Here is a 15,084-nt window from a genome sequence, read left to right as displayed (position 1 = left end):
CGCGACATCGTTCACGTTTGGGCCTGTGGCTGGTAGTCCCGGGTCGGGTCGAGGGTCAGGTCGCGCAGCAGTTCTCCGCTGGTCGTGAGCACGCGCACGTGCCGGTCGTGGACCAGGACGAGCACGGGGCTGCCGGCGTGGCGACGGCCCAGGCCGATGTGGTGCAGGCGGCTGTTGTGCCGCAGGGTCAGCTTGCCGTTGGAGTCGATCTTGTCGTGGCGGACCCGGTAGTGGCCGTCGACGAACGGGATGCCGGTGGCGCTGGCCTTGGGTCGGGCGGTGTAGGCCTCGGCGGGGGTGCGCCGGTGCAGGGCGCGGTGGGGCCGGACGGTGTTGTAGTAGCCGGTGAACTCGTCGAGCTGGGCCTGCAGTCGGGCGAGGGAGGCGGCGGCGGGCTGGGTGGCCAGCCACTTCTTCAGTGTCTGGTGGAAGCGTTCGACCTTGCCGCAGGTCTGCGGGTGATACGGGCGAGAGTGGGCGAACACCACGCCGCGGCCGTGCAGGGTGACCTCCAGGGCGACGCGGCCGTGCCCGCGGTAGCGGCCGGTGAACACCGCGCCGTTGTCGGTGAGCACGCCGGACGGGTCGCCGTGGGTGGCGGCGAGGCGGCGGAACAGCCGGTCGATGGCGCCGGCGGTGAACACCGGGGCGGCGGTGCTGGCCAGGCAGAAGCGGGAATGGTCGTCGAGCCAGTTGCAGATCTCGACGTCGGTGCCGTCGGCCAGCGGCCAGTGGGTGATGTCGGCCTGCCAGCGTTCGTTGGGTTGGACCGCCTCGAAGCGCACGTAGGAGCTGTGGGGTCGCTTGTGCGGCTGCGGGGTGACGAACCCGCGGGCGGTGAGGATCCGCCAGATGGTGGAGACCGCCGGAGCCGATCCGTGCCGGCGTTGCAGGTGGGCGGCGATGGTGGCCGCGCCGGCCTCGTGGCCGTACCGATCGAGATCTTTGCGGATGGCGACGATCTCGTCCTCGAGCTCGGGGGCGGTTCGGTGGGGGCTGGTGCGCGGCCGCCGGGAGCGGGGTTGCAGCCCGGCCTCGCCCTCGGCGAGGTAGCGCTGGACGAGGGTGATCACCCAGCGTCGGCAGACCCCGTAGTCCCGGGCAACCTCAGCCTTCTTGCGTCCCTCCACCACGACCGCGGCGACCACCAGCTCCGGCATCCCCATCGCACACACCCCTTCGGGTCAGGGTGTGAACGATGTCCCGAGACAGGTGTGCACGATGTCCTGAACTCAGACACCCCCTTGCCCACCAGGCACTCGGCGCAGCGAGCCGGTCCCCCGCGGGACCGGCTGCCTGCGCGTTGTGGGGTGATCAGCCGGCGACGGTGAGGGCCGCGGTGCCGATGGGCCCCGGACCAGCCGATGAGAAGGGCATGCGCTCTCGCCGGGTCCTCACCGCTCTCGTCGTCACCGCTGCCGGACTGACTGTCTCGGCAGCCCTTCGCCGGCTCCGCAGCCGCCGGGCCGCCGCGCCCGTGGTCGTCGAGACCCCGGTGCCCGCGGCGCCGGCCAGCGGTCCGGACGCCGTCATCCTGCCGTTCACCCGTCCCGTTCCGGCTCCGGTCGCGGAGCGGCCCGCCGCGCCGGCGCGCTGCGGGGACGCCGGCGGTCGGACCAAGGCCGGCGCGCCGTGCGGCGCGCGGTCGGCCGCCGGTGGCCGTTGCCACCACCACCGCCTCGCCGCCTGACCACGCTCCCGCAGGGTTTCCCCGCTGCACGGGCGGCGAACGGTGCCGCGCCGTGCGGTCAGCCTTGCTGCTGACGCCGCTCGCGGTGGCGCTGGTCGCGGTCGAGCCGGCGCTGCTCCGGGTCGCGGTGGGGGCGCGGCCCGGTGAGCGTCTGGGCCAGCAGGACGGCACCCCAGGGGCCGATCACCCAGACCGGCCAGAAGTAGACGAGGCCGCCGCTGGCGATGGAAGTGATCGCCCAGATGGTCACGACGATGAGCGCGGTGGTGAACCAGCTGCCCCAGGCTGCCCGGCGGGCACCGCGGCTCCACGACACCGCACCCCAGGCCGGGCCGCCTGGACCGCTGTACGCCGGGCGGGGTTGGGGGACCGGCGTCGAGGGCCGGGTGGCGGGCAGGTCGGCGGTCAGCTCGTCCAGCTCGCCGTACGTCTTGGCGGCATAGGCGCGGGCGACCCGGTCCTCGTACTCGGGCGGGGTCAGCCGGCCGGCGGCCATGTGCTCGCCGAGGCGGCGGGCGACGGCCTCCCGGTCTACGTCGGCGGCACGCATCTGGGGCTGGGGCATGACGGCTGCTCTCCTGGTCGGGGAGCACCAGTCTTCGTGTCCACCAGCGCGTTCGACCACTGACGAACGTCATCAGTTCCACGTGGAACTGCGCACGACGGCAGGGCCGGCGAAGCCGCGGGGGCGACGGCGCACACCACCCCGCCAGGTCACCGGCGCGCGAGAGCCCTGGGGCGTCGGCGGGTGGCCGGATCACCAGGATCTCGCTGCCGCCGGGGCGGTAGGTGTGCCAGCGGCCGGCGGTATCTCGTTCGATCCGGAAGCCGTGGTGGACCTGGGTGTGGTGCCGTTCGCAGAGCAGCCCGGAGTTCTCCGGGTCGGTCTCGCCGCCGAAGAGCCAGTGAATGACGTGGTGAACCTCGCACCAGTAGTGCGGGGCGTCACAGCCGGCGAATGAAAGGACCCCGCTGCCCCCACGCCTCGCATGCTCGGCGCGGGCCCCTGCAGCGGGGCCGCGGCCGAGGTCGAGGGGCTGTCCCTCGGGGCCGAGGACGATGCGGGTGAGCTCGGCGTCGCAGGCCGCCCAGCGGGCCCGGGCGGCGGACAGGATCCCGCCGAAGCCGAGCTGCCCGCTGGCCGGTCCGGTGGAGGGGTCGAGCAGGTCCTCCAGGTCCACCTGGACCGCGATGTGCGGCTTGACGGTGCGCAGCAGCGGCAGGGTGCCGCAGCCGAGATGGAGGTCGGCGAGCTGCACCAGGGCGTCGGCCTGCTGCTGGGCGTGCGAGCGCTGGTCGCCGGCGGGCCGGTCGGCCTGCCGGAGCGACTCCAGCGCAGCCTGCACCTTCTCCCCGCCGACCGCGTCGAGGTGGAACCTGCCGGTGAGGCTGCCGTCGGCGTGCTTGGCGAAGCTGAGGAACCGCTGCTCGGTGGGGTCGGGCTCGGGCCCGTCCTGGTCGATGCGCGCGATCACCTGGTGGACGAGTGTGGCCAGCTCGTCGTGCGAGCGGACAGCGGCGAAGCCGGCCAGCACCTCGTCGATGCCGGCGAGGTCGCCGCCCTGCTCCGCGAGGAGATGGAGGTAGCGCGGTGCGGTGATCCGCCCGATCACCGTCACCTGATCGGCGGTCAGCGCGCCTGAAGCGTGCGCGGCGGCTACCGCGGGCAGCTGCTCCAGGGCACGCCCGTTGCGCACCACCTGCGAGGGCGCGGCGTTGGACAGCCGGCAGTGCCCGCGCAGCCACGACTGCGGCGACGTGGTCCCGTCGTGCGCGAAGGCCTGCGCGTTCTCCGCGACGCGGACGGTGCGCGTGAGTTCGGCGTCGATCCGGTTGCGCTCGGCGACCAGTCCCCGGGTGCGGTCGAACAGCTCCCGCGCGGTCAGCCCGTGGAGGTCGCCGTCCGCGGAAGCTCTCGAACGCATGTACGGAGACTATCGGTACAACGCCACCGCTGCGCCCTGGATCCCCAGGTCAAGGAGCTGTCCACAGGCCGGCCCGCGCCCTTGACGAACGGTGTCAGCCAGCGCCGCGCCTTCAGGCGGTGGCGGGCACGGCCTCCTTGGCCAGGTGCCGGCCGATCACCATGCGCTGGATCTGGTTGGTCCCCTCGAAGATCTGGAACACCTTGGCCTCGCGCATGTACCGCTCGGCGGGGTGGTCGCGCGTGTAGCCGGCGCCGCCGAGGACCTGGACGGCGTCCGTGGTGACCTTCATCGCCGCGTCGGTCGCGACCAGCTTCGCGATGGACGCCTGCCGCGAGTACGGCTTGCCGGCGTCCCGGCGGCGCGCCGCCACCAGGTACATGGCGCGGGCCGACTCCACCGCGGCGGCCATGTCGGCCAGCAGGAACTGCACGCCCTGGTGCTCGGCGATGGGCCGGCCGAAGGCCTCCCGCTCCACGGCGTAGCCGACGGCGACGTTCAGCGCCGCCTGCGCGAGCCCGACGGCCACCGCCGAGACCCCGAGCCGGCCGGAGTCGAGGGCGGAGAGGGCGATCGCCAGCCCGCGCCCGGGCTCGCCGACCAGCCGGTCGGCCGGGATCGGGACGTCGTCCAGTCGGATCGCCGCCGTGGTGGAGCCCGTCAGCCCCATCTTCTCCTCGGGCTTGGCGGGACTGAAGCCGGGCAGGTCGGGCGTCAGGTGGAAGCACGAGATCGCGCGCGGACCGTCGTCCGGGGTGCGCAGGAACGTCGAGTAGAAGTCGGCGTGCCCGCCGTGGGTGACCCAGGCCTTCTCGCCGCGGGCGGTCCAGCCGTCCTCGGTGGCGGTCGCCGAGGCCCGCATGGCGGCGGGATCGGAGCCGGCGTGCGCCTCCGAGAGGCAGTAGGCGCCGAGCAGTGAGCCGCCGACCATGTCGGGGAGCAGGTCCCGTCGCTGCGCCTCGGTGCCGAACCACGCGATCGGCGAGCAGGCCAGCGTGTGCACGCTGATGCCCAGGGCCACGCTGGCCCAGCGGGCGGAGAGCTCCTCGAGCACCTGCAGGTAGACCTCGTACGGCTGCGCCCCGCCGCCGGCCTCCTCCGGGAAGGGCAGGCCCAGCAGGCCCGCCTCGCCCAGGGTGCGGAAGACCTCGCGGGGAAAGCGTTCATCGCGCTCGTACTGCGCCGCGCGCGGCGCGAGCTCGGCGTCGGCGATCTCGCGGGTCAGCGCCAGCAGGTCGCGCGCCTCGTCGGTCGGTAGTTCTCGGTCGACCAGCACCGTGCCCTCTCCCGCCCACAGAAACAGTACCGGCAACCGTACCGCAGTACTGTCTCGAGTCCAGACGTCATCCTGGGTGCAGAGGAGGTGCCATGACGACGCCCGCTGTGTCCGTACCCGACGAGGGCCGGATGACCCGCCGCCAGGCCCAGCTGCTCGACGAGCTCGAGGCGCTCTTCCTCGCCGAGGGGTTCGCGCGGTTCACCCTCGAGGACCTCGCCGTCCGCCTGCACTGCTCCAAGAGCACGCTCTACACGCTGGCCGGGAGCAAGGAGCAGCTGGCGCTCCGGGTGGTGCGGCACTTCTTCCGCAAGGCCACCGAGTCGGTCGAGGCGCAGACCGTGACCGAGGCCGACCCCGCGCTGCGGGTCACCGCGTACCTGAACGCCGTCGCCCGCGCGCTCGCCCCGGCCACGCCCGCCTTCCACCGCGACCTGGACTCCTTCCCCCCGGGCCGCGCCGTCTACGAGCAGAACACCGCCGCGGCCGCCGAGCGGGTGCGGCGGCTGATCGACGAGGGCGTGAGCCAGGGCCGGTTCCGCGAGGTGCACCCGGCCCTGGTCGCCGACACGGTCACCACATTGATGTTCCGGATCGGCCGCGGCGACACCGCCCGGGCCACCGGCCTGGACGACGCCACCGCCTACCGCGAGCTGGCCGCGCTGCTGCTGCACGGGATCAGCCTGTGACGCCGGAGCCCGTGCCCTGGGACCACCCGGACGTCCAGCGGCTCACCGCCGCCCAGCAGGTGGAGATCCGCGCCCGCTACGACGGCAGGGGTGAGCCGGGCAGCCCGCCGTCCGCAGCCGACGTCAGCGTCGTCCTGCTCGTCCGGGACGACGACGGGACGGCGCTGGGCTGCGGCGCCCTCCGCGACCTCGGGGACGGCGTCGCGGAGGTCAAGCGCATGTACGTCGTCCCGGAGGCGCGCGGGCGCGGCGTGTCCAAGGCGGTGCTGCGCGGGCTCGAGGCGGTGGCCCGCGAGCGCGGCTGGACGACGCTGCGGCTGGAGACCGGCCCGCGCCAGCCCGAGGCGGTCGGCCTCTACACCGGCGCCTGCTACCGGGCGATCGGGGCGTTCGGCGCCTACCGCGGGCACCCGGACGCCGCGGACTCCCTCTTCTTCGAGCGGCTGCTCGACCGCGCGTGAACCCGATCCGGGGAACCGGACATGGAATGGTGTGACCACTTCACCCACCGCAGCGAGGGACTCACTCCCCGTGCATCACGCCGCCATGGACAGGCCGCCGGGGACCTGGCTCCCGTCGCGCCCCGCCGGCCCGCCGGACGGGGAGTTGATGGTCCGCTCGGTCGACGAGCCGGACTGCTTCGCCGTCCTGTTCGACCGGCACGCGACCGCCGTGCACCGGTACCTCGGCCGGCGGGTGGGCGAGCTCGCCGACGACCTGCTCAGCGAGACCTTCCTCGTCGCCTTCCGCCGCCGGGCGTCCTACCGCGCGGCCGGCCCCGAGGCGCCGCCGCTGCGCCCCGCCGCCCGCGATGCCGCCCGCGCCGCCCTCCTGGCGAGATCGAGGGCCGTCCGGCTCGCCGCCGCGGGCCGAGCCGGAGGACGACGCTGCAGATCGGCCTGGCGCCCACCGGCTGGTCGGTGCAGGGCTTCACGATGGGCCGCGTCCTCACGCTGGTGAACGACGCGTACGAGCAGCAGACCCTCACCGTGCACCTGCCCCTGCCCGAGGACGTGTCGCCGCCCGACCAGTTGCGCAGCCGGCTGATGGGACCGGTCGGTCCGCTGATGACCGTGTCCGTCCAGGGCCGGCCCGCGTACCTGGTCCGCATCGACGCGGGCGGATTCGACAAGGGCTGGTACCTCCAGGCGCAGTTCGCCGACGGGACGACCTTCGTCGTCCAGGCCCCGGAGGCGTTCGCCGAGGACCAGGTGGTGCAGTTCGCCGAGCAGGTGACGCACAACCCGTGATCGGCGCCCGGGCCGGGAGGACGGACCGCCGTCCTCCCGGCCCGGGGCCGCTAGCGTCCCGGCGCATGTCGACCGGCCGGGTGGAAGCCTTCAGCGACGCCGTCATCGCCATCGCCATCACCGTGATGGTCCTGGAGCTGCCCGAGCCGGAGGGGACGAGCTGGTCGGCGCTGCACGCCGACCTGCCGGTGCTGCTCGGCTACGTCCTCAGCTTCGTCTACCTGGGCATCTACTGGAACAACCACCACCACATGCTCCAGGCCACCCAGCGGGTGAACGGGCGGATGCTGTGGGCCAACCTGCACCTGCTGTTCTGGCTGTCGCTGATCCCGTTCACCACCGCCTGGCTCGGCGGCAACGGCCTCGCCCCGGCTCCCGCGGCCTCCTACGGCATCGTGCTGCTGGCCGCCGCGCTGGCGTACTACCTGCTGCAGACGGTGATCATCCGGGATCAGGGCCCCGCCTCCGTCGTGGCACGGGCGGTGGGCCGCGACCTGAAGGGCAAGCTCTCGCCGCTGGTCTACGCGGTCGGCATCGCACTGTCCTTCGTGGCGCCCTGGCTCTCGGTCGCGATCTACGCTGCCGTCGCGCTGGCCTGGCTGGTCCCCGACCGCCGGCTCGAGCGGACGGTGCAGCACCAGGACTGACGTTGTCGGTGCCCACGGGCAGACTCGCCGTCCCGTCCACGAGGAGGTCCTCGCATGCCGCAGGTCAAGGTCCCGTTCGAGGTCACCGGCTGGGAGCCGGAGCCGCTGGAGCTGGGGGAACCGGGCCCCGTCACCTTCGGCCGGGTGACGCTGCGCAAGACGTTCTCCGGGGCGCTGATCGGCACCAGCGAGGTCGCGATGACCAGCGCGGCCGTGGGTGAGGCCCCGGTCGGTTACACCGCGCTCGAGCTGGTCACCGGGTCGCTGGAGGGGCGGGAGGGGTCGTTCGTGCTGCAGCACACCGGCGTCGTCGACGGCGAGTGGTCGGCCTCGAACGGCGTCGTCCTGCCCGGCACCGGTACCGGCGCGCTCGAGGGCCTGCGCGGCACGCTCACCATCACGCACGAGGAGTCCGGCGCCGTCCTCACCCTCGATTACGAGCTGCCGTGACCCGTGTGGTGAGCTGAACGCCGTGTCGATCCACCCGCGGACCTCCCCCGAGTGGCCCGCCACCGAGCCGGCCGAGGCCCGGGTGCTGTCCGGCGACGCACGGCTGGACGTCGACCTGCGCGGCGGTGGCCTGCGCCGGCTCGTCGTCGACGGCTGGGACGTCGTCGACGGCTACCCGCGTGGCGCGGTGCCGAACGGCCGGCGGGGGCACGTCCTCCTGCCCTGGCCGAACCGGCTGCGCGACGGGCGCTGGGAGTGGGAGGGGGAGCAGCACCAGCTGGAGATCTCCTCGCCCGAGCGGCCGGTCGCCATCCACGGGCTGGTCTCCTGGCAGCCGTGGTCGGTCCTCGACCGCGGTGAGGGCCTGCTGTCGGTCGGCACGATCGTCGAACCGCGGTCCGGTTACCCGTTCCGGCTGGCCGCCGCGATCGACTACGCACTGTCGGCCGACCGGCTCGACGTCACGCTGCGGGTCGGCAACGCCGGGCACACTCCGGCGCCGTTCGGCGCCGGCATGCACCCGTACCTGGGCGTGGGGGCCGCGGAGGACGGCGGCCTTGGCCAGGCCGAGCTCAGCCTCCCGGCCCGCACCCTCGTGGTGGTCGAGGCCGACGGGCTGCCGACCGGGGAGACACGGCCGTTCGACGGCGCCGTCGGCCGGATCGGCGACCGCTCCTTCGACGACCCGCTCACCGACCTCGCCCGGGACGACGACGGCTGGGCGCGGGTGCGGCTGGCCGGACCGGCCGGCGCCCTCGAGCTCGCCGTCGACGAGACCTGGCCGTGGCTGCAGGTCTACAGCGGGGACACGCTGCCCTCAGGGGAGCGCCGGCGCAGCCTCGCGGTCGAGCCGATGACCTGCCCGCCCAATGCGCTGGCCGACAAGGTCGACCTCGTCGTCCTGGAGCCGGGCCGGCAGTGGCAGGGCAGCTGGTCGCTGTCCTGGACCCCGGCGGGCTGACGTGCGGGTGGCCGAGCTCTGGCGCTTCCCGGTCAAGTCGCTGCAGGGCGAGCGGCTGCGGACGGCGGAGGTGGGACCGCTCGGCCTCGCCGGCGACCGGCAGTGGGCGCTGTTCGACCTCGGCACCGGGTTCGGGCTGACCGCCCGGCGGGTCCCCGACCTGCTGTTCGCGAGTGGTCGCATCCGCGACGGCGCGGTCGAGGTCGTGCTGCCCGACGGCACGGCGACGGCCGACGACGCCGTCCTCTCCGACTGGGCCGGGCGCCCGGTGGCGCTGCGTCCGGCGTCGTCCAGCGCGCCCCGGTACGAGGGCACGGACGACGACGAGACCTGGCGCCCGTGGGAGGGCGCTGCCGAGGCGTTCCACGACAACCCCGACTTCCGGGTCACGCTGGTGTCCACGGGCACGCTGGGCTCGTGGGACCGGCGGCGGTTCCGGGCCAACGTCGTCCTCGACGGCGAGGGGGAGGACCGCCTGGTCGGCACCCGGCAGCGGCTGGGCGGCGCGGTGCTGCGGCTGGTCGAGCCGGTGTCCCGCTGCGTCATGGTCACCCGCCCGCAGCCCGGCGGCATCGGCCGGGACAACGGCGTCCTGAAGACCGTGCACCGCGAGCGCGGCGGCCTGCTCGCGGTCGGCGCCGGCGTGCTCGAGCCGGGCACGGTCGCGGTCGGCGACGAGCTGCGGCCGGCGGGGAGCTGAGCGGCGTGCGCACCGTCTCCCTCCGCCCCGGCGACGACAGCATCCGGCTCGGCCAGCTGCTCAAGCTGGTCGACGCCGTCCCCACCGGAGCCCAGGTCAAGGACGTGCTGCTGGCCGGCGCGGTCCGGGTCAACGGCGAGCCCGAGGAGCGCCGCGGCCGCCAACTGCGCAGGGGCGACGTCGTCTCGATCGAGGGGCTGGAAGAGGTCCGGATCGGCTAGCGGTCCAGGTGGACTGTGACCCAGGTCTCGGCTTGTATGGGGTGCATCCCGCAACCGTCGCGAGGAGCGCCTCATGACCACATACGACGACCGCCCCTGGCTCGCCAACTACACCCCTGACCAGTCCCCGGACGTCGCCGTGGAGTTCGACGACGCGCTCGCCATGGTCCGCGCGACCATCGCCGCCCGGCCGGACGACCCCGCCGTCAAGTACTTCGACGGCACGCTCACCTGGCGCGAGCTCGACGAGCAGTCCACCGCCCTGGCGGCCGGTCTCCTGGCGAACGGATTCCAGCGCGGCGACCGGCTCGCCGTCTACCTGCAGAACGTCCCGCAGTTCGTCCTCGCGATGGTGGCCACGTGGAAGGCCGGCGGGATCATGGTCTCGATCAACCCGATGAACCGGGAGCGGGAGCTGGACTACCAGCTCAAGGACTCCGGCGCGAAGGTGCTGCTCTGCCTCGAGTCGCTCTACGACTCGGTGGCCCGCAAGGTCGTCCCCGACAGCGACGTCTCGCTCGTGCTGACCACCTCCGAGCTCGACTACCAGAGCCGGAACGACGCCCGGCTGTTCGAGAAGGTCAGCCGCGCGCGGCACGAGGGCACCACGGACCTCGCCGAGCTCGTCGAGCAGCACCGGGGCGAGTCGGTGCCCGACGTCTCCTACGGCGTGGACGACGTCGCGTTCCTGACCTACACCTCCGGGACGACGGGCGTGCCCAAGGGTGCGATGAACACCCACGGCAACGTCTGCTTCACCAGCCAGGTCTACCGCGACTACATCGGCGTCGGCACCAAGGGCTCCGTGCTCGGGGTCGCCCCGCTGTTCCACATCACCGGCCTGATCGGGCACATCGGCGTCTGCCTGCTGTCGGGCTCGGCGCTGGTGCTGGCCTACCGGTTCGAGCCGCAGGTCGTCCTGGACACGATCCGCGAGCACCGCCCGACGTTCACCATCGGCGCGATCACCGTGTTCATCGCGCTGATGAACGCCCCCGGCTTCGACCGGGACGACTTCTCCTCCTTCGAGTACATCTACTCCGGGGGCGCCGCGATCGCGCCGTCCACGGCCGAGGCGTTCGAGAAGGCGACCGGCCTGCCGATCCACAACGCCTACGGTCTGACCGAGACCACCTCGCCGATGACGGCCACCCCGCGCGGCGTCGCGTCGCCGGTCGACCCGACGTCCGGGGCCTTCTCCGTCGGGTGCCCGGTCAACAACACGATCGTCCGGATCCTCGACGAGGAGGGGCAGCCGGTCCCGATCGGCGAGGTGGGCGAGATCTGCGCGAAGGGCCCGCAGGTCGTGCTGGGCTACTGGGGCAAGGAGAAGGAGACCGAGGAGTCGCTGCCCGGCCGCGAGCTGCACTCCGGCGACGTGGGCTTCATGACCCCCGAGGGCTGGATCTTCATCGTCGACCGCAAGAAGGACATGATCAACGCCTCGGGCTACAAGGTGTGGCCACGGGAGGTCGAGGACGTCCTCTACGGGCACCCGGCGGTGCGCGAGGCCGCCGTCGTCGGCGTCGCGGACCCGTACCGCGGCGAGACGGTGAAGGCGTTCGTCTCGCTCAAGCCCGGCACCGAGGCGACCCCCGAGGAGCTCATCGCGTTCTGCAAGGAGCGGATGGCCGCCTACAAGTACCCGCGCACGGTCGAGCTGGTCGGCGAGCTGCCGAAGACGGTGACCGGCAAGATCCTCCGCCGCGAGCTGCGCGAACCGGTGCAGGGCGGCTGACCGGTTCCACGTGGAACCGCGGCCATGATCAGGTGACCTGATCCCAGCGGGTCCTGGCTCACCCTGGGACGTGAGCCAGGACCCGCTGCGGTGAGCCAGGACGACGATCGGGAGGTGGGATGCAGCGGCCGGCCCGGCATCCCCTGCGCGTCCCCCGCTGGCCGGCCGTCCCGTCGCCCGCGCCCCCGGACTTCGCCGCGATCCGCGCCGAGCTCGGCGTCCCGGAGCAGTTCGACCCCGCGGCGCTGGCCGAGGCCGAGCGAGCCGCCGCGCGCCCGCCGCTGCCCGAGCTGGACGCCACCGACGTCGAACTGGTCACCGTCGACCCGCCGGGCAGCCGCGACCTCGACCAGGCGGTGCACCTGGCCGCGGCCGGCGACGGCTACCGGGTCACGTACGTGATTGCCGACGTCGGCGCGTTCGTCCTGCTGGGCAGCGCGCTGGACGCGGAGACCCGCCGGCGCGGGCAGACGGTCTACTGCCCGGACCGGCGCACGCCGCTGCACCCGCCGGTGCTCAGCGAGGGTGCGGCCAGCCTGCTGCCGGGGCAGGTCACCCCGGCCGTCGTCTGGACCCTGGACCTGGACGCCGACGGCGAGCTGCGCTCCTCCGACGTCCGCCGGGCGCGCGTGCGCAGCCGCGCGCAGCTCGACTACCCGTCGGTGCAGCGGCAGGCCGACGCCGGTGCGCTGCCGGAACCCCTGGCGCTCCTGCCGCGGATCGGCCGGCTGCTGCTCGACCGCGCCGCCGACCGCGGCGCGATCGAGCTGGGCACGCCCGAGCAGGAGGTGCGGCCAGGTCCCGACGGCGGGTGGACCCTCGCCTTCCGCGGCGACCTGGCCGTCGAGACGTGGAACGCGCAGCTCTCGCTGCTCACCGGGCGCTGCGCCGCCGGGCTGATGCTCGAGGGTGGCGTCGGCGTCCTGCGCACGCTGCCGCCCGCCCGCCCGCAGGACGTCGAGCGGCTGCGGCTGCTCGCGCCCGCGCTCGGCGTCGACTGGCCGGCCGGGGCCGGCCCGGGTGCGGTGATCAGCGGCCTGGACGCCGGCGATCCCCGGCACGCCGCCTTCCTCGAGGAGGCCGCCACGCTGCTGCGCGGCTCGGGCTACACCGCCTTCGACGGGCCGCCGCCCGAGCAGCCGCTGCACTGCGGGGTCGGCGCGTCGTACGCGCACGTCACCGCCCCGCTGCGCCGGCTGGTGGACCGGTTCGCCACCGAGGTCTGCCTCGCGCTCGCCGCCGGGCGCACCCCGGACGACGAGCTGCGCGCGGCGCTGGCCGCGGTCCCCGACCTCATGGCCGCCTCCGACCGCCGCACCCGCGAGGTGGAGCGGGCCGTCGTCGACGCCACCGAGGCGTGGCTGATGCACGGCCGCGAGGGGACCGTCTTCCCCGCCGTCGTCCTGGACGCGAACGGGGAGTCGGGCACCGTCGTCCTCGACCGGCTGGCGGTGCGCGCCCGCTGCACCGGGACGGGCCTGCGGCCCGGCACCCGGGTCGAGGTCCGCCTCGCGGAGGCCGACGTCGCCGCGCGCCGGGTGCGGTTCGAGAAGGTGGACCCATGACGCGCGTGCCCTACCTGTCGGCCCGGCTGCAGGGCTTCGGGACGACGATCTTCGCGGAGATGAGCGCGCTGGCCGTGGCCACCGGTGCGGTGAACCTCGGTCAGGGCTTCCCCGACTACCCCGGCCCGCCGGAGGTCCTCGACGCCGCCCGGGCCGCGATCGGCACCGGTCACGACCAGTACCCGCCGGGCCCGGGGATCCCGGAGCTGCGGGCGGCGATCGCCGAGCACGTCGCGCGGTTCCGCGGCCACGTCTACGACCCGGCCGACGAGGTGCTGGTGACCGCGGGGGCCACCGAGGCGCTGACCGCGGCGCTGATCGCCCTGCTCGAGCCCGGTGACGAGGTCGTCCTGTTCGAGCCGATGTACGACAGCTACGCCGCTGCGGTCGCCATGGCCGGCGGCGTGCTCCGCCCGGTGCCGCTGCGGCCGCCGGCCTCCGGCGAGGGCGCGTGGACCTTCGACCCCGCCGAGCTGCGCGCCGCGATCACCCCGCGCGCCCGGCTGCTGCTGCTCAACACCCCGCACAACCCGACCGGCAAGGTCTTCACGGCCGAGGAGCTGGGCCTGCTCGCCGCCCTGGCGATGGAGGCCGAGCTGCTCGTGCTCACCGACGAGGTGTACGAGCACCTGGTCTTCTCGGGAGCGCAGCACCGGTCGATCGCCACGCTGCCCGGCATGCGCGAGCGCACGCTGGTGGTGAGCAGCGCCGGCAAGACGTTCAACACCACCGGCTGGAAGATCGGCTGGGTCTGCGGGCCGGCGCCGCTGGTCACCGCCGTCCGGACGGCGAAGCAGTTCCTCACCTACGTCAACGGCGGGCCCTTCCAGCCGGCGGTCGCGGCCGGGCTGGCGATGCCCGACGAGTACTTCACCGGCGTCGCGCGCGACCTCGAGTACCGCCGCGACGTGCTGGTGCAGGGCCTGCGGGAGGCCGGTCTGCCGGTGATCAGCCCGGAGGCGACGTACTTCGCCACGGTCGACGTCCGCCCCGTCCAGCCGGACGGCGACGGGCTGGCGTTCTGCCGGTCGCTGCCGGGGCGGGCGGGTGTGGTCGCCGTCCCCACGGTGGTCTTCTACGACCCGGCGCATGCGCACCTGGGCCGGCACCTGGTCCGGTTCGCGTTCTGCAAGCGCGACGAGGTGCTCGGCGAAGCGGTGAAGAGATTGCGGGAGATGTCATGAGGATCGCGGCGGTGCAGCACGACATCGTGTGGGAGGACCGCGACGCCAACTTCGCGCGGCTGGCACCCCAGGTGGCACGCGCGGTCGGCGCGGGCGCGGAGCTCGTGCTGCTCACCGAGACCTTCTCGACCGGTTTCTCCATGACGCCGGGGATCGGTGAGCCCGAGGGCGGCCCGTCGTCCGGGTTCCTGCAGGCGCAGGCCGCCGAGCACGGCGTCTGGGTGGGCGGCACGTGTCCGGAGATCGCCGCGGACGGCGAGCTGCCCTACAACTCGTTCGTCCTGGCCGGACCCGACGGGACGGCGCACCGCTACCGCAAGCTGCACCCGTTCACCCACGCCGGCGAGCACGAGCGCTTCCGGGCGGGGGAGAAGCCGACGACGGTGGAGATCGGCGGCCTGCGCATCACGCCGTTCATCTGCTACGACCTGCGCTTCGCGAACGTGTTCTGGGACGCCGCGCTCGCCACCGACGTCTACCTGGTGCCGGCGAACTGGCCGAGCCCGCGCCGGCACCACTGGCAGACGCTGCTGCAGGCCCGCGCCATCGAGAACCAGGCCTACGTCGTCGGCGTCAACCGGGTCGGCGCGGACGGGAACGGCCTGGAGCACGTCGGCGACAGCCGGATCGTCAGCCCGATGGGGGAGCTGCTGGCCACCGCCGCGGGCATCGAGACGATCCTGCTGGCCGATCTCGACGCCGCGGAGGTGGCCGCCACGCGCGAGCGGTTCGCCTTCCTCCCCGACCGGAGGTAGCCGTCCTTCGGCCCCGCTGCAGGGTCCCGCCGC

The 15,084-nt window shown here is 73.9% G+C and carries 17 protein-coding genes and 1 pseudogene; 14 read left to right on the top strand and 4 right to left on the bottom strand.

Annotated elements, in window-relative coordinates:
* Window positions 1-11 precede the first annotated feature (11 nt).
* The gene (locus ACWIYF_RS00820; protein WP_448626217.1) at window positions 12-1,166 is read right to left on the bottom strand and encodes an IS481 family transposase; all 1,155 of its coding nucleotides are present in this window, start codon (window positions 1,164-1,166) and stop codon (window positions 12-14) included.
* Window positions 1,167-1,375: 209 nt separating this feature from the next.
* On the opposite strand from ACWIYF_RS00820, the gene ACWIYF_RS00815 reads away from it, so the two are divergent.
* Window positions 1,376-1,690 (top strand): hypothetical protein, encoded by a 315-nt coding sequence (locus ACWIYF_RS00815; protein WP_448626216.1) that lies wholly within the window; start codon window positions 1,376-1,378, stop codon window positions 1,688-1,690.
* A gap of 58 nt (window positions 1,691-1,748) precedes the next feature.
* Here ACWIYF_RS00815 and ACWIYF_RS00810 read toward each other — a convergent pair whose 3' ends face one another.
* The 3 genes and pseudogenes from ACWIYF_RS00810 to ACWIYF_RS00800 form a co-directional block, all read right to left on the bottom strand.
* Entirely contained in the window at window positions 1,749-2,255 is a 507-nt protein-coding gene (locus ACWIYF_RS00810) for a DUF1707 SHOCT-like domain-containing protein (protein ID WP_448626215.1), read from the bottom strand.
* 277 nt (window positions 2,256-2,532) lie between these two features.
* Window positions 2,533-3,615: pseudogene (locus tag ACWIYF_RS00805) on the bottom strand (DUF222 domain-containing protein); the annotation flags it as partial.
* Between the two features lie 112 nt (window positions 3,616-3,727).
* Window positions 3,728-4,891, bottom strand: a complete 1,164-nt coding sequence (locus ACWIYF_RS00800) for an acyl-CoA dehydrogenase family protein (protein WP_448626214.1) — start codon at window positions 4,889-4,891, stop codon at window positions 3,728-3,730.
* Window positions 4,892-4,983: 92 nt separating this feature from the next.
* On the opposite strand from ACWIYF_RS00800, the gene ACWIYF_RS00795 reads away from it, so the two are divergent.
* The 13 genes from ACWIYF_RS00795 (at window position 4,984) to ACWIYF_RS00735 (ending at window position 15,051) form a co-directional block, all read left to right on the top strand.
* Entirely contained in the window at window positions 4,984-5,580 is a 597-nt protein-coding gene (locus tag ACWIYF_RS00795) for a TetR/AcrR family transcriptional regulator (RefSeq protein ID WP_448626213.1), read from the top strand.
* Complete coding sequence (locus ACWIYF_RS00790) at window positions 5,577-6,041, top strand: GNAT family N-acetyltransferase (protein ID WP_448626212.1); 465 nt, start codon at window positions 5,577-5,579, stop codon at window positions 6,039-6,041. The genes ACWIYF_RS00795 and ACWIYF_RS00790 overlap by 4 nt, the downstream gene beginning before the upstream one ends.
* An 85-nt stretch (window positions 6,042-6,126) precedes the next feature.
* Complete coding sequence (locus ACWIYF_RS00785; RefSeq protein ID WP_448626211.1) at window positions 6,127-6,540, top strand: RNA polymerase sigma factor; 414 nt, start codon at window positions 6,127-6,129, stop codon at window positions 6,538-6,540.
* Window positions 6,537-6,830 carry a hypothetical protein gene (locus ACWIYF_RS00780; protein ID WP_448626210.1) on the top strand — a complete coding sequence of 98 codons (294 nt, stop codon included), beginning with the start codon at window positions 6,537-6,539 and terminating at the stop codon, window positions 6,828-6,830. The genes ACWIYF_RS00785 and ACWIYF_RS00780 overlap by 4 nt, the downstream gene beginning before the upstream one ends.
* A 65-nt stretch (window positions 6,831-6,895) precedes the next feature.
* Window positions 6,896-7,477 carry a TMEM175 family protein gene (locus ACWIYF_RS00775; RefSeq protein WP_448626209.1) on the top strand — a complete coding sequence of 194 codons (582 nt, stop codon included), beginning with the start codon at window positions 6,896-6,898 and terminating at the stop codon, window positions 7,475-7,477.
* Between the two features lie 54 nt (window positions 7,478-7,531).
* Window positions 7,532-7,927: a DUF3224 domain-containing protein gene (locus ACWIYF_RS00770; RefSeq protein WP_448626208.1), complete on the top strand. Its 396-nt coding sequence runs from the start codon at window positions 7,532-7,534 to the stop codon at window positions 7,925-7,927.
* Window positions 7,928-7,949: 22 nt separating this feature from the next.
* Window positions 7,950-8,888, top strand: coding sequence for an aldose 1-epimerase family protein (locus ACWIYF_RS00765; protein ID WP_448626207.1), 939 nt, complete (start codon window positions 7,950-7,952; stop codon window positions 8,886-8,888).
* Window positions 8,889-8,895: 7 nt separating this feature from the next.
* Entirely contained in the window at window positions 8,896-9,588 is a 693-nt protein-coding gene (locus ACWIYF_RS00760; RefSeq protein WP_448626206.1) for an MOSC domain-containing protein, read from the top strand.
* 5 nt (window positions 9,589-9,593) lie between these two features.
* Window positions 9,594-9,809 (top strand): RNA-binding S4 domain-containing protein, encoded by a 216-nt coding sequence (locus ACWIYF_RS00755; RefSeq protein WP_448626205.1) that lies wholly within the window; start codon window positions 9,594-9,596, stop codon window positions 9,807-9,809.
* Window positions 9,810-9,882: 73 nt separating this feature from the next.
* The gene (locus ACWIYF_RS00750) at window positions 9,883-11,547 is read left to right on the top strand and encodes a class I adenylate-forming enzyme family protein (protein WP_448626204.1); all 1,665 of its coding nucleotides are present in this window, start codon (window positions 9,883-9,885) and stop codon (window positions 11,545-11,547) included.
* Window positions 11,548-11,666: 119 nt separating this feature from the next.
* Window positions 11,667-13,112, top strand: coding sequence for an RNB domain-containing ribonuclease (locus tag ACWIYF_RS00745; protein WP_448626203.1), 1,446 nt, complete (start codon window positions 11,667-11,669; stop codon window positions 13,110-13,112).
* Entirely contained in the window at window positions 13,109-14,296 is a 1,188-nt protein-coding gene (locus ACWIYF_RS00740; protein WP_448626202.1) for a pyridoxal phosphate-dependent aminotransferase, read from the top strand. Before ACWIYF_RS00745 ends, ACWIYF_RS00740 begins: the two co-directional genes overlap by 4 nt.
* Window positions 14,293-15,051 carry a carbon-nitrogen family hydrolase gene (locus ACWIYF_RS00735; RefSeq protein ID WP_448626201.1) on the top strand — a complete coding sequence of 253 codons (759 nt, stop codon included), beginning with the start codon at window positions 14,293-14,295 and terminating at the stop codon, window positions 15,049-15,051. Before ACWIYF_RS00740 ends, ACWIYF_RS00735 begins: the two co-directional genes overlap by 4 nt.
* Window positions 15,052-15,084: the final 33 nt, after the last annotated feature.

This window comes from Geodermatophilus sp. URMC 64, assembly GCF_053502555.1.
The sequence above is the reverse complement of the archived record's forward strand: the minus strand, read 5'-3'. Positions and strand labels throughout refer to the sequence as shown.

Bases quoted from the DNA above. Each gene is read 5' to 3' on its own strand.
- ACWIYF_RS00820 (WP_448626217.1), bottom strand. From the start codon at position 1,166: ATGGGGATGCCGGAGCTGGTGGTCGCCGCGGTCGTGGTGGAGGGACGC.
- ACWIYF_RS00815 (WP_448626216.1), top strand. From the start codon at position 1,376: ATGCGCTCTCGCCGGGTCCTCACCGCTCTCGTCGTCACCGCTGCCGGA.
- ACWIYF_RS00810 (WP_448626215.1), bottom strand. From the start codon at position 2,255: ATGCCCCAGCCCCAGATGCGTGCCGCCGACGTAGACCGGGAGGCCGTC.
- ACWIYF_RS00795 (WP_448626213.1), top strand. From the start codon at position 4,984: ATGACGACGCCCGCTGTGTCCGTACCCGACGAGGGCCGGATGACCCGC.
- ACWIYF_RS00785 (WP_448626211.1), top strand. From the start codon at position 6,127: ATGGACAGGCCGCCGGGGACCTGGCTCCCGTCGCGCCCCGCCGGCCCG.
- ACWIYF_RS00775 (WP_448626209.1), top strand. From the start codon at position 6,896: ATGTCGACCGGCCGGGTGGAAGCCTTCAGCGACGCCGTCATCGCCATC.
- ACWIYF_RS00770 (WP_448626208.1), top strand. From the start codon at position 7,532: ATGCCGCAGGTCAAGGTCCCGTTCGAGGTCACCGGCTGGGAGCCGGAG.
- ACWIYF_RS00750 (WP_448626204.1), top strand. From the start codon at position 9,883: ATGACCACATACGACGACCGCCCCTGGCTCGCCAACTACACCCCTGAC.
- ACWIYF_RS00745 (WP_448626203.1), top strand. From the start codon at position 11,667: ATGCAGCGGCCGGCCCGGCATCCCCTGCGCGTCCCCCGCTGGCCGGCC.
- ACWIYF_RS00740 (WP_448626202.1), top strand. From the start codon at position 13,109: ATGACGCGCGTGCCCTACCTGTCGGCCCGGCTGCAGGGCTTCGGGACG.
- ACWIYF_RS00735 (WP_448626201.1), top strand. From the start codon at position 14,293: ATGAGGATCGCGGCGGTGCAGCACGACATCGTGTGGGAGGACCGCGAC.